This is a genomic window from Enterococcus sp. DIV1444a, assembly GCF_051712125.1.
Classification (GTDB): domain Bacteria; phylum Bacillota; class Bacilli; order Lactobacillales; family Enterococcaceae; genus Enterococcus; species Enterococcus faecalis.
The window spans coordinates 18149-30182 of record NZ_JBIOOG010000003.1; the positions used below are offsets into that span (position 1 = coordinate 18149).

Annotated in this window: 14 protein-coding genes; 11 read left to right on the forward strand and 3 right to left on the reverse strand. The window is 40.9% G+C overall.

Translation table 11 applies throughout. From position 1 onward, the window contains the following. Positions 1 to 2 precede the first annotated feature (2 nt). Genes IGI87_RS14080 through IGI87_RS14110 form a run of 7 tightly spaced genes read left to right on the forward strand, consistent with a single transcriptional unit; the run spans position 3 to position 3264 of the window. The gene (locus IGI87_RS14080) at positions 3 to 650 is read left to right on the forward strand and encodes a hypothetical protein (RefSeq protein ID WP_267591437.1); all 648 of its coding nucleotides are present in this window, start codon (positions 3 to 5) and stop codon (positions 648 to 650) included. After that, positions 637 to 1038, forward strand: a complete 402-nt coding sequence (locus IGI87_RS14085) for a thioredoxin family protein (RefSeq protein WP_197078142.1) — start codon at positions 637 to 639, stop codon at positions 1036 to 1038. The genes IGI87_RS14080 and IGI87_RS14085 overlap by 14 nt, the downstream gene beginning before the upstream one ends. Positions 1039 to 1042: 4 nt before the next feature. After that, positions 1043 to 1351, forward strand: coding sequence for a hypothetical protein (locus IGI87_RS14090; RefSeq protein WP_267591438.1), 309 nt, complete (start codon positions 1043 to 1045; stop codon positions 1349 to 1351). Continuing rightward, a complete protein-coding gene (locus IGI87_RS14095) occupies positions 1344 to 2375 on the forward strand; it encodes a conjugal transfer protein (protein ID WP_267591439.1) in 1032 nt (343 codons plus the stop codon). Before IGI87_RS14090 ends, IGI87_RS14095 begins: the two co-directional genes overlap by 8 nt. After that, positions 2368 to 2685, forward strand: a complete 318-nt coding sequence (locus IGI87_RS14100) for a hypothetical protein (RefSeq protein ID WP_173962116.1) — start codon at positions 2368 to 2370, stop codon at positions 2683 to 2685. The genes IGI87_RS14095 and IGI87_RS14100 overlap by 8 nt, the downstream gene beginning before the upstream one ends. Continuing rightward, positions 2631 to 3032: a TcpE family conjugal transfer membrane protein gene (locus tag IGI87_RS14105; protein WP_267591440.1), complete on the forward strand. Its 402-nt coding sequence runs from the start codon at positions 2631 to 2633 to the stop codon at positions 3030 to 3032. The genes IGI87_RS14100 and IGI87_RS14105 overlap by 55 nt, the downstream gene beginning before the upstream one ends. 4 nt (positions 3033 to 3036) lie before the next feature. Then, positions 3037 to 3264 carry a hypothetical protein gene (locus tag IGI87_RS14110; protein ID WP_267591441.1) on the forward strand — a complete coding sequence of 76 codons (228 nt, stop codon included), beginning with the start codon at positions 3037 to 3039 and terminating at the stop codon, positions 3262 to 3264. Between the two features lie 41 nt (positions 3265 to 3305). On the opposite strand, the gene IGI87_RS14115 is transcribed toward IGI87_RS14110, so the two are convergent. Both IGI87_RS14115 and IGI87_RS14120 read right to left on the reverse strand, forming a co-directional pair. Continuing rightward, complete coding sequence (locus IGI87_RS14115; protein ID WP_142657779.1) at positions 3306 to 3413, reverse strand: LPXTG cell wall anchor domain-containing protein; 108 nt, start codon at positions 3411 to 3413, stop codon at positions 3306 to 3308. Between the two features lie 113 nt (positions 3414 to 3526). Then, entirely contained in the window at positions 3527 to 3787 is a 261-nt protein-coding gene (locus tag IGI87_RS14120) for a hypothetical protein (RefSeq protein ID WP_267591442.1), read from the reverse strand. Between the two features lie 256 nt (positions 3788 to 4043). On the opposite strand from IGI87_RS14120, the gene IGI87_RS14125 reads away from it, so the two are divergent. Then, entirely contained in the window at positions 4044 to 6530 is a 2487-nt protein-coding gene (locus IGI87_RS14125; RefSeq protein WP_267591443.1) for an ATP-binding protein, read from the forward strand. Positions 6531 to 6671: 141 nt separating this feature from the next. On the opposite strand, the gene IGI87_RS14130 is transcribed toward IGI87_RS14125, so the two are convergent. Further along, positions 6672 to 6758, reverse strand: coding sequence for a type I toxin-antitoxin system Fst family toxin (locus IGI87_RS14130; RefSeq protein WP_142657794.1), 87 nt, complete (start codon positions 6756 to 6758; stop codon positions 6672 to 6674). Between the two features lie 86 nt (positions 6759 to 6844). Between IGI87_RS14130 and IGI87_RS14135 the strand changes: the two genes are divergently transcribed. Genes IGI87_RS14135 through IGI87_RS14145 form a run of 3 tightly spaced genes read left to right on the forward strand, consistent with a single transcriptional unit; the run spans position 6845 to position 11793 of the window. After that, complete coding sequence (locus tag IGI87_RS14135; protein WP_142657776.1) at positions 6845 to 7210, forward strand: hypothetical protein; 366 nt, start codon at positions 6845 to 6847, stop codon at positions 7208 to 7210. Continuing rightward, positions 7197 to 9584, forward strand: coding sequence for a hypothetical protein (locus IGI87_RS14140; protein WP_267591444.1), 2388 nt, complete (start codon positions 7197 to 7199; stop codon positions 9582 to 9584). Before IGI87_RS14135 ends, IGI87_RS14140 begins: the two co-directional genes overlap by 14 nt. Continuing rightward, complete coding sequence (locus IGI87_RS14145) at positions 9571 to 11793, forward strand: TraM recognition domain-containing protein (RefSeq protein ID WP_267591445.1); 2223 nt, start codon at positions 9571 to 9573, stop codon at positions 11791 to 11793. The genes IGI87_RS14140 and IGI87_RS14145 overlap by 14 nt, the downstream gene beginning before the upstream one ends. Positions 11794 to 12034 lie beyond the last annotated feature (241 nt).

A 12034-nucleotide genomic window follows, 5' to 3' on the forward strand; every position in this document is an offset into this window, starting at 1 on the left:
GTATGGATATAACGGATCTTTATGAACGGATCAGTAAAATTCTTGTGCCAGTCTTGTTTGTATTGCTGGCACTTTTAGGATACTGGTCTTATAACAGTCAACAAAAACAAGAGAAGCAATTGATCGATGCACAACAAACCATTAAGGCACAACAAAAGCAACTTGAGACCGCAGAGAACCAACAAGCAGAGGAATTTCCAGCAAAGAAAGAAGAAGCCAAAAAATCGCCTGTGAAAGAAGAAAAACAAAAAGAGGAAACCGAAAAACAAGCGCTTGTTACGAAAGCAGAACAATTATTTTCACTTCTCTATGACTACCAATCGGATCTTCCAGAAGATAGCGTGAAAGTCAGAAAAGAAAAAGTTGCGAAACTCACCAATGAACGTGCCTTAGCTGAATTGTTTCCACAAGATGCAGAAAAAGGCCAGTCCTCTGTTCGTACGCTTTCCAGTTTAGAACAAGCACCAGAGATTTATCTCATGCCAAAAAAAGAGTCCAAGCTTACAGCTTTAGTGGTGGTGCACTATGCGATTGCTATTGCAGGAAGTAAGAAACAACCAGGAACATTTATGTACAAAGTCACGTTTGATCCAGAAACAGAAAGGTTTACAGCTATTCAGAACGTAGGTGAAGTGAATGTCCCACAATGAGAAACAACGTTGGCTCCTTCTCCTTGCAAGTGTAACAATCGTCATTTCTCTCGGTATTTTTGGGTCATTGTGGAAACGGGTAGAGTTAGACCAGGCAGTTCAGAAACAAGAACAAGATCGAAGGGTCGTAACGATTGCTGCAGAAGAAGAACGGCTGCTTGTGTTCTACAAAGATGATTGTTCATACTGTAAAAAGGTTTTACCTTTTTTGGTTAAGCACAACTTAGCCTGGCGAGATTTGATTTTCATTAATCTCAACCAAGAGCAAAACAGAAAATACATTAAACAATATGACTTAACTTCTGTTCCAACATTTGTGTCGCCAAAAGGCAGATACGAAGGGACAGATACGAAGCAGATACAAAAATTACTAGATAAAGGACTGTGAAAGTATGGATGGAAAACAACCAGTAGAAATAGTAACACAACCAAACGAAAGAATTTCAGCAACGTATGAAAATGAACGTCCTGCGATTCAAGTAGCCCTCTATGTTTTATGGCGGATTCACAACAAGAAGTACCAAAGAGGCGCGAGATTGTTCTATGACGAAATTCACAAAAATAACCCCACGAGTAAAAATGCCTATAAAGAAGCCTTGGCTTTTTTAGAAGGGGCAGGCTTAGTGGTGAATGAAGTGGTGATCGAAGATAAAGTGCCAGCTACTTTGATTCACCGATACGGGATTTTGACGAATGACTGAACAAAAACCCGTCTTTAATCCGCAGGCGGGGACTAGCAAAAAGAAGGTAGCACCTCAAAAGAAAAAGAAAGCGAGTGTTCTTTTACTCCTGAATCGAAGAAAAGAACAAGACCCAAACACGCGCACCATTCGGTTTGCGCCACGAACGGCCCAAAGCATCGTTTCTGTCCTATTTTTTAGCTTGTTTTTGGTCATGTGCTTGGTGGTGGTACTCACATTTGGGCGTGTCGATACCTTAACGCGAATGGCCATGGAAAAACAAGTCAATAAGGAAGAATTGGTGACAAATGTTAACAATGCGTTAAAAGACACCGAACAGCTAAAATACGAGGGGATGAAGTTAACCGATCGCTTATTTACTCTTTCCCATAAGGACGAAGGAAAAAAATACTGGGAAGAACAATTAACGCCGTTTTTAGCCACTGGGCTAAGTCCTAACAGCTTAGGATTAGATACAGTGAGCGTCGATCGAATTGCACGCAATGTGCGTTTCATTAAGATGGATACCGTTAATGAGGGCGAAGCGATTTACCGGCTGTATTATGATGTCCGTTTTACAGAAGGGGACACCTGGAGACAAGTGCAGGTGATTTTACCGGTTAGTTATGCCGGACAAGCGCTCAAATTACTCGATCGGCCAACATTTACTAATTTGGCTCCAGCAGAAGAAAGAAATAAAAGCAACTACAAAGAAAATCGTTTTGAACCTAAAGGTGTAGAAGTAAAAGATCAAGAAAAAGAAAAAGTCATCGAATTCACGAAACGATTCTTTGAGCTTTACGTATCCAATGATGAGAAGTTAGCATTGGTTGCCAATGTCAAAGGAATAGGAAAAGCTGCTTTAGAAAAAGTAGAAGCAAAAAAGGTCCTTCAGACAGAAAATGGGGACTATTACGTCAGTGGCACGTATCAATTTAGCTTTGACGAAAGGAATCCGTTAACTTCTCAATTTGCACTAGAAATAAAACCAACAAAAGAAAGTTATTATGTAAGTAAAATGAACGGAGTGTGGAAAAATGATTGATTTAAAACCCATTTGGGATAACATTTCAGGCCAAGTGATTATCTTGTTGGCTATTGTGGCGGTCTTTTTAATTGTGGTAGGACTATGTACGCAGGGATTTGCACGAACCATTTGTATGGTTCTTGGCGTGTTTGTATTGATTGCTTTAGTCTTAATGTTGTCTGATGCGGAAAAGATCGGTACATGGATTAAAGACAAAATCTTTAAACCGAATGCAGGCATGATTCTACCACCAAGAGAGTGGGTGAACATGACATGGAATACAACTATACAAGAGAGTTTAAGCAGCCTAACAAAATTTATTCGATAAGAGGATACGCTATTCCGTTTGCACCAAACGGACTGCGGTTGGAGTACCTCGTAGTTGGGGGCCTATTTATTTTTTTAGTCTTCCTTATCTGGCTAATCAGTTTCATTGTAAAAATTACGTTTCTCCAATCGTTATTTGCCAATTATTGGCTCTTAGTCGGTGCGGGCGTAGGCGTCCTTGTTTGGACGCTTTTTTCCCTTAAGTGGGACAATAAAAATTTTATTGACTACTTGCTAGGGCGAGGAAGTTATATTTTACAGAAAAAGAAACGGTACGAGCATGAGTTGCTGGTACAGTTTTTGCATGAAAAAGTTACGTATCAAGTGAAAAGTAGACAAAGGAAGTGAAAAAATGTTTACCATCAAAAAAGTACTTAAACATGCAAAGTCACCATTTTTCAAGCCAAGTATGACTCAGAACATGGACCTAAAGTCTGAGTTATTCCCAGAAAATAAAAACATGTTTATTTTAGCCCAAGGAAGGAATAACAAAATGGACCTTTATAGACGCTACAGGGCTAATGGTGGAACATTAAGTTTTTTTGATTATTGGGAAAGTGTCTACAAAAAAAATCGTTAAGAGAAAAGACCTTCGCCCGTTGTGAGCGAAGGTCTTTTCTCTTATTTGAACTTTTTTTGATAGATATAGAAGCAACCAACAGCTAAAATAATAAGTCCGCCAATCCATGGTAAAGCATGCATTATGCGTTCTCCAGTTTGTGGCAACATAAGAAACCTCCTATCAAATTAATAGTTATGAGCATACAACCAGGCGACAAGAAAAATAAGGGCAAACATCAAGAGATACATCAAGATGGTCAACAATATGCTCCATAATTTTTTCATAAGCCTAACTGCCTTACCGTTTCATCAGGATTTCTAATGATGAATGACGTAACCACTAGTTGTTTGCGTTGATTCAAATGCCCCGTTACCGCCACATTATATTTATTCTCTTTCAGTAGCAGAATTTTATTGGCAATTTCTGGATTGGCAACCAGGCAACTAATGGAACTATGAATGGTTACTAAAGTAAATCGCACCAGCAACGGCTGATTTTTTAGTACGCGGATTTTATCAAGTACACCGACATAGGGTTTCAAACACATCACCTCACACGAAAAATGGTTGAAAAAATTCTGGGTATAACAAAATCAAGAGAACGAAAAGAACCAAAAAGATGACAAGTAACGCAAGGACAGTTACGAGAATCGCTAACAATTTTTGAAACATGCGAATCACCTCAAAAAAAGCATAGCACAGACTAAAAATATAATAAAACAATAACCCACTAACAGTTAGTGGGTTATTCTGTTAGCGGATTAAACCTATTATAGCAAAGGCGGTGAACCCTTACCAATGAAAACAAAAGAACCACGCTTGGCTTTTCCAGTGGAAGCCATGACCCAAAATTTCGTTTTTACGACTACCCAGGAAGTGTGGGTGGGCTACAAACTCGCTCATCAGGTTTTTCCGTTAAATGACCTGGATTTTTTTAAAGAATACATTGAGGATGGCAAAGGGTTGTTCGAGCATGATAGCTATGAATACCACCTCATGAACATCCCTGAATACTTTGATTTGGATGAACACATAGAAGAAACGATTGACAAACTCGTCAAAGGAAGTTTCTCAGATCTTGGGGAGACCTATTTTCGCCAAGCAGGAGAAATTCTAAAAGACGAAGTGCAAATGAATGAGTACAGTACCTATTTATTTGTCCGTTTTACCACGCCCATTCAAGCGGCCAATCCTTTAGAATATCTTGAATTGTTCAAGGAATTAACAGGGCGTTTAGTCCATCGAGCAACGGGGCAACGGGTACCAAAAAGCGTACTCCTTTCCACGTACCGGAAAGCAGAAAAGCAACTTTACAGTGATCTGGCAAACTATAAACAAATCGAACGATTAGACCCTCGAACGATGGGGCGCCTCTTTTATTATTTCTTCCATCGTGCCAATACACGCTTGCCCCAACGGGAACTAATGGTGGAGGAGATGACGGAAGGGGTTATTGAAAATCATAGTGGCTACCTAACGGTAGAACAGCTAGGAAAGACCCATTATTTGGCTTTCTTATCGCTGGTGAATGTCCCTACGAGTATGTTTGGCAGTGCCTTTATCCAAAACCTACAGGATAGCTTGTCGACCACCATCGAGACCCATTTACGGGTTCGCTTTGACCACGAACAAGTCGACCGCCGAAAAGTGCATAAAATGCGCAAACGGCTCTTTGAGCAAGAGAAAGATCAAGAGTCAGTAGATGGAATTTTAGACGATGATGAAGTCGTTCTTTTTGGTGAAGAACGCTTGCGGGATCTAAACGAAACGCTCAAAAGGAAGGATCGCCGATTGTGTCGTTTGACTGTCACTTTTGTGGTTTCCGCTGAATCAAAAAAAGAGCTAGAAGACCACATAAAAGAAGTAGAATTTGTCCTAGACAGCACCAACTATAAACTTTATCGGCCATTAGTGGATCAGCTAACCTTGTTCAATCAATGCCTGATTGGGAGTAATTGCACCTTTAGAAGCTATGAACAAGTAGTGACCACAGGCTATGTCGCAGATTTTGGGTTGGACTTAAAAAAAGATGTGGGCAATCGTTTTGGCTTACCCTTAGGGCGAGTAATTACGGTGAAAAAGTTTAAATCGGTTCAACAAGCCTTAGCCATGTCTAGTAAAATCGTTTGGTTCTTCCCAAACTTAACCAAACGAGCCATTAAAGGCGCCCAACATACCAATGGCAATACCTTAATTATCGGCCCACCTGGACAAGGGAAATCCGTTTTGGTGAAGTATCTTTTTTTGTGGCTCACCTTCTTGGGACAAAAAATCCTTTACGTCGACCCAAAAAATGAATCCGAATTATTTTTTCGAAAAGCCCTAGAGAAGTATGGGCATATTCCTGAGTTTACAGCGCTCTTTAACCGGATTAATTTTATTTCTCTGTCAAAAGAAGAGAAGTATCGAGGAATGCTTGATCCATTACTTTTTTTACCGAGAGAAGAAGCGATTGAAACCGCTCAAACGGTTTTAGAAAATTTTGGGCAAGTTGATACCAATAATCATACGGCAAGTGAGAAAAAAACCGTGATTTTAGAAGCTATTGAAACTGTGATGAAAGGGAAAGGAAAGAAGCACTTAACCAAAGTCATTGAGGTAATTCGAGAAAAGGATCCACAGCTGGCAAAATTAATCTCCGGACATAATGTCGGGCTAGGGAAAATTCTCTTAGGGAACGATTATAGTGAACCCATTCGCTTTGAGAATCAAATTAATGTACTAGGAACACAAGGTCTTCAAATCCCGACACAAGAAGAAATCGCGGCAAATAAACTAAAGAAAGAACAAATTGCTGGGATGTCTATTATGGAAGTCATTATGAAAATGACCTACATTTTCTCTACAGATAAAGCCGAAGACGCAGCCATAATATTCGACGAGGCCAAAGGCTTCGAGGATACTGCTCAAGGCCGATTCTTAATTGAGGATAGCTTGCGAAAAGGTCGTGCCAATATGACCGATATTTATCTCGTGACCCAAGCCTTTATGGATTATGATTCCGAAGACAAGAAAGAACTCTTGTCGTATAAGTTTGCTTTTCGCCCAAATCAAAAAGAAGCGCAAGCCAAAGTATTGGCCTTCTTTGGGATGGAAGCCAATAAAGCGAATCTGCAGATGATGAATAACTTAAAAGCTGGAACCTGTTTATTCCAGGATCACGAGGGGCGAAACCAGCCAATTGCTATCGATGTCTTGTTTGACAGCTGGCTACTGGCGATTTCTTCCACCAACAAAGAAGATGAAGCCACCCAAGCAGCTCTTGCTATGGAACAAAAGAGCTAATTTTTCAGCTAAAATATTTGATAATTGGTGGAAAACATGCTAATATACTAGGTGAAGATGAGATCATGCAGTACACCAAACCCCTAGAGAAGTCGGATTCTCTAGGGGTTTTTCTGTGGGCTGATGTCGCCTTAGTAGGTTTTACTTCTTGTTTCGCTTATTCAGCCAATACTCGAATAGGGCAAGTAAAATGCCGACAAGAAGAGGGAATAAAAAATCTGAGATCATACAGTTCACCTCCTTCCAGTCGCAAGACTGTCGGATAGGCGACAATTTATTATACCTTAAATCAACAATGAATGGATGTGAAAGAAATGAAAAAATATCTAGTCCCGCTACTGCTTTTAGTAGCGGTTTTTTTGGGTGGCTGTAGTCATCAATCAAATCTAAAGCAAACCTTAGTTTCTGATGGCGGAAAATGGAAAATAGAGGCGGGAAATGGAATTCCTACGAACTGTTTCTATTTTTATGACGATGATACTTTTACTAAAGTAGATGGCCAACAGGTACCCATTACTGAAGGAACCTATGAACTATCTAAAGGAGACGAGCAGCTATCCTTGGTTAGTCGTAAAAAAGACACCGTTTACCGAAACATCAAACAAAGCGATGACAAGACGCTGACGATGGATCATGGCGGAAAATCAATCACATTGGTAAAAGTGCATGAAGACGACTAAGAAAAAGAGAAGAAAACAAGGAAAATTGCTTGTGCTGCTCTTCGGTTGTCTTTTTTTCTTCTCTCAATCAATGGTCAGTTACGCAGCGCCTGAACCTGATGAAAATAAAGTAGTCATTCGAGAACCAACAACAAATGTAGACACCCTTTATGACACCTACAAAGACAATTCTTTCGAACTAATGACACAAAATATGGAAGAGGAATCATTAACCGGTATCAAAGAAGCGATGGTTAATTCGTCTGCCACCATGAAAAACTTTACCTGGGGAGCAGTAAAAGGCTTAGGACAATTTAATGCTGAAATGGTCAAATATCTCTTTAGCATGGACGTCGTTACCCCGATTAAAGCACCGATCCAGAAACTCACCTCAAATATTGCTGGCAACATGTTATCCATCGCCGGAACAATCGGTATTGGCTTTGTTACGCTGGTTATGGGGATTAAGTTTATTGGCGAACAACGATTCCGCCAAGCACTAAAAGTGTTTTTAATGACTATTTTTATTTTTACGGGATTAGTTGTTTGTAAAGACGCGAAATCAGCGGATTCTTTGTTCAATCAGATGTTTGAGGCAGACAAACAAATCGAAGCAGCTTTTGTTAAAGTCAATCCTGTCTTAGGTGGCACAAGTGTACCAGAAAGCAAAGACGGAAACGTGCAGGATCGAATGAAAAGTGCGGGCGAATTAATTGCTTCCCGTGTTTTTTACACAAACGTCTATGAACCGTATTTACTAATGAACTACGGTACTTCAAATCCTGAAACGATTCGCAAAAAAACAATCACCTACGAAAAGAAAGACTACGACCGGATTAATATTCTGTTAGATAACGATGTCGTCAATAAAGCGAATACAGAATTACATGACAAAGTCACCGAAATAGAGGCGGATGAACTAAATAATCGCAGTATCATGTATTTCAATAATTTTGGGAATACGTTTTATGGGTTATTTTATTTAGTTGTCAATCTTATTCAGACCCTGGTGTATTTTATCTTGTGTTTTGTACGCTTAGTGATTGCTGTCCTACAAGTCTTTCTATTGCCCCTATTACCAATTATCTTGTTGACGGGGCTATTCATGCAAGGGATCAATGTCTTTGCCAATTATTTTAAAGGTTTTGGCTTTACTATTTTCATGAAAGCCATGACGGGCTTTGCCTGTATCTTCTTTGCGACGTTTCTGTCTTTAGGGTTTCAATTAAGTAATGCCGTCGATAATCCCTGGCAGAAAATCTTAACCATTCTGATTTATTTATTAACGCCCTTAGGGTTATATTTTTTCCGCCATTTCTTAGGCAATCTATTCATGGGGCGGGTTTCTTTAGCTGATGCCGCGCGCTTTGCAACCAATCCAATAGGAACGAACCGAAGAATGAGAGAAGACGCCAAAGAGCGGAAAGTGGCCAATAAAGCCGCCCGTGAAGAACGAAAAAAACAACGACAAGAAGCGCTGAAGAAGCGACAAGCGGAAGCGGAAAAACAAGGCGCAGACATTGGCTTAAAACGGCAACCGGCAAAAGAACGAGAAGCCAAGCGAAGTGCGCTGCGTCGAGAATTGAAACCAAAAGCGCAACACAAAGCCCCAACTTCTGTGGAAAGAGCGGCTCAATCGTTACAGAAGTCGCATGAGAACAGCAAAGAACAAGAAGCCAAAGAGCAACAACAATTGGCCCGTCAGCGCCAACGGAAGGCTTATGATAAGGCTAACTTAAAAACTGCAGCGGCACTTGTGGCAGCAAACCAAGCATTAAAAGCAGGAGCGCCAAAAGCAACATCCGATAAAGCAGATCCTAGAGACAACCAATCAGGGACCCAGTTACGCCAAAATATCCGTAGAACGGGTCAATCAAGTAAAGCTAGAACAGAAGGGCAACGTTCTGTTGTGCGACGCCAAGGGCAAAAACAGACACCGCCTACGGCAGAACCAACAAAAACAGAAACAAAACCACGGGCGAATATGGCGCAACGCTCTGGTGCACGTAGTCAACACAAGGTCAATGGTCAAAAACCTGCACAGCAACCAATGACTCCTAAAACAAATAAACAAACAAGCGCCCGTATAAGTGCTGGAAATCTGGGTGGTCCAACGCATCGGCAAGCACCTGTACGACAAAAGATGCAGGCAGTGCAACAAGTCATCGATCAACAAGCCACACCAACAAAGGCGCAAACAACTCCTGCTGTTCAACCAGTTGTCGCTTCTCCGGTGACACGAATGGCCAAACGAAATGCCCCACCAGCGCGGCCACAAAAACCAAAAAAAGGAGCCAAAACCGTGCCTATTCGTCGCTCAAAAATGAAACAACCCGCTTCTCCAGGAACGGAAAAAACGATGAAAGGAATGAAACAACCCCGTGTTCGAAAATAACTTTTTTAATGGCTTGTTTCAACCAAGAAACAGTCTAAAAGGGGGCAATCAGCCCCCACAACGCACCAAATACCAACAACTCCTCCTGGCTTTTTGCCTGGTTGGTGTGGTCCTCTACCCGTTTTCTTTTGCAGGAATCATTCCCCTAGTGGTCGTGTTATTCCTCGATAAAAAAGAACAAGCAGCCTATGTGTATGATATGGACCATGAGAGCTTCCTGAAACGAGGAAGCTCTTTTTTTATGGCCTGTTCCTTTGTCTTTTGTGTCCTTAATCTTCTAAGTTTCACTTTATGGATTCCACGAGGATATTTCTCCACGTATTTATTCTTTCCGCTAAATTTATTGCACACCACGTTAGTCTTTAACTGGCAAACGGTCGTTGCTTTAGCGTTAGGAGGCTGTGGGATGGGAAGCATTTTTGTCTCGTTTGCGTCGTTTGTGGCCAAACGGAAAGTGATCTCAAAAGAAGACGAACGTAAGAAAATAACCAATTCAAAAGCATACAAAAACCGTAAAAAAAATAAGTTCAAGGAGTCCCAACGCTACGCCGATGAAGACGAAGCACAGTACCAAAAAGCTTTAGACACCTCGGATTTCTTCTTATATGAACAATTGCAAAACACCTTGTTGTTAGGAACTAGTGAGTTTGGTTTGCCTTATAAGTTGTCGATTGAAGAGCTGAATCAGCATGCCCTTATTCCCGCAACTACTGGGGCAGGGAAGACGACTTTGTTACAACAATTCATTCAACATGCGGCCAAGTTTAATCTGCCATTAATTCTTCTTGATGGCAAGGGATCTCGAGATACGTATGACTCTATGCAGGCTATTGCTCGTTACTATGACAAAAAAGTCCATGCCTTTACAGACAACCAAGCGGATGGGGACATGCGTTACAACCCGGTAGAGCATGGCAATGATATTTCCGTACGAGACAAATTAGCAAGCCTTGCAGAGACCGAAAGTGTCCATTACTCTAATGCCGCTAAGGCACTTTTACAAGTAACGATTCAGCTATTAGACTTGTTTAGCTACCGAGAGGACATCGAGCGAACGCTTCACGATGTTCAAAGATATTTACTTCCTCGAAACGTTTTAACACTTTTTGGGGAGCAGATACTCATTAAAAATCCAACACTTTATGAGATAGAAGTAGAAAAAAAGATTGAGAAAAAACCGAAAAAGAAACAGAAAAAAGAAGCAGATAAATCAACCATTGAGGATGAAATGGGGGGAAGTGACTCAGAAACTGCCCCTAAAGAAACTGACGATGATGTCCTTTTAGAGGAACTAACAGACAGTGATGAACCACAAGTTGAAACCGAAATTGTCGTTGTGCATCCAGAGACATTAGACCTGGATAGCTTCTATTTTTTACTCAAACGTAACCTCTTTTACTTGTCTGAAGCAGAGCAAACGATGTTCGAGCGTTTATTTATGCGGTACGAACATAAATCCAGTGTGTTCTATTTGTATGCGACATCAGAAGCCTTACAGATGAATTTAAATATGTTACTTGATAGCGAGTTGGGGCGACTGTTTGACACAAAAGGTGCAAAAAATAAGCTCGACGTGCAACGAATCGCTCGTCGAAAAGAGATTGTTTATGTGTCGCTGAACGGATTAATCTATAAAGAGTTTATTCGCACCTTGGCCCAAATGTTGGTAGAAGACATTAACTTTTTTGCGTCAGAAATGTACCGAAAAAATCAAAAACAAGGCATATTAGTCATCTTTGATGAGCCCGCTTCTTATCTAAATGAAGCATTTATTAACATGGTAAACAAGGGTCGAGGCGCGGGTGTTCATGCGATCTTTTCTCCGCAAACGATGGCTGACATTGCCAAGCTTGGTGATAAATTAGACGAACAGTTGGTGGGAAATGTCAACACATTAATCATTGGAAAGGTCAACGGAACGACAGAGCCCGAATACTGGAGCAACTCAATAGGAACGTATGAAGACATCGAAGTGACAAGTATGATTGAACAAGAAGACGGGTATTCCGACGTTGGCAAAGCCGATTGGACGGGCGAGAGAGGAACAAAACGGAACGTGGATCGCTTTAAAGTAAACCCAAATGCGCTCAAAGCATTGCGTACTGGGGAGTTTATTGTGTATCGAACGGCAATGGATGTGGACATTCCTCCACAAAAAGTTTATGTACGAAATGCCCTCAAATGGTTACAAGAGAACAAGTCTAAATAAGACGATTACCAGGTAAAATTCTGTCACGTTTGCGTATAATTGACCGACAGATTGTTAGTCATTCATACTCATTTGATGACAATTTTGTGTGGGGATTGCACACGAAATTGAATGAAAAGCGTAGGTTAGTAATACTAAACAGCACGTAAAGTAGTTAAATATAGGACAGTAAAATCAGCGGAAAGGACAGCAGAATGCCAAGCGGTAAGCCCAACTGAAAGGCCAGCGGAAAGGGTAGCAG

Excerpts from the sequence above, each read along its gene's own strand:
- IGI87_RS14110 (WP_267591441.1), top strand. The coding sequence starts at position 3,037 with ATGTTTACCATCAAAAAAGTACTTAAACATGCAAAGTCACCATTTTTC.
- IGI87_RS14105 (WP_267591440.1), top strand. The coding sequence starts at position 2,631 with ATGGAATACAACTATACAAGAGAGTTTAAGCAGCCTAACAAAATTTAT.
- IGI87_RS14100 (WP_173962116.1), top strand. The coding sequence starts at position 2,368 with ATGATTGATTTAAAACCCATTTGGGATAACATTTCAGGCCAAGTGATT.
- IGI87_RS14135 (WP_142657776.1), top strand. The coding sequence starts at position 6,845 with ATGAAAAAATATCTAGTCCCGCTACTGCTTTTAGTAGCGGTTTTTTTG.
- IGI87_RS14115 (WP_142657779.1), bottom strand. The coding sequence starts at position 3,413 with ATGTTGCCACAAACTGGAGAACGCATAATGCATGCTTTACCATGGATT.
- IGI87_RS14090 (WP_267591438.1), top strand. The coding sequence starts at position 1,043 with ATGGATGGAAAACAACCAGTAGAAATAGTAACACAACCAAACGAAAGA.
- IGI87_RS14080 (WP_267591437.1), top strand. The coding sequence starts at position 3 with ATGGATATAACGGATCTTTATGAACGGATCAGTAAAATTCTTGTGCCA.
- IGI87_RS14085 (WP_197078142.1), top strand. The coding sequence starts at position 637 with ATGTCCCACAATGAGAAACAACGTTGGCTCCTTCTCCTTGCAAGTGTA.
- IGI87_RS14140 (WP_267591444.1), top strand. The coding sequence starts at position 7,197 with ATGAAGACGACTAAGAAAAAGAGAAGAAAACAAGGAAAATTGCTTGTG.
- IGI87_RS14125 (WP_267591443.1), top strand. The coding sequence starts at position 4,044 with ATGAAAACAAAAGAACCACGCTTGGCTTTTCCAGTGGAAGCCATGACC.
- IGI87_RS14130 (WP_142657794.1), bottom strand. The coding sequence starts at position 6,758 with ATGATCTCAGATTTTTTATTCCCTCTTCTTGTCGGCATTTTACTTGCC.
- IGI87_RS14095 (WP_267591439.1), top strand. The coding sequence starts at position 1,344 with ATGACTGAACAAAAACCCGTCTTTAATCCGCAGGCGGGGACTAGCAAA.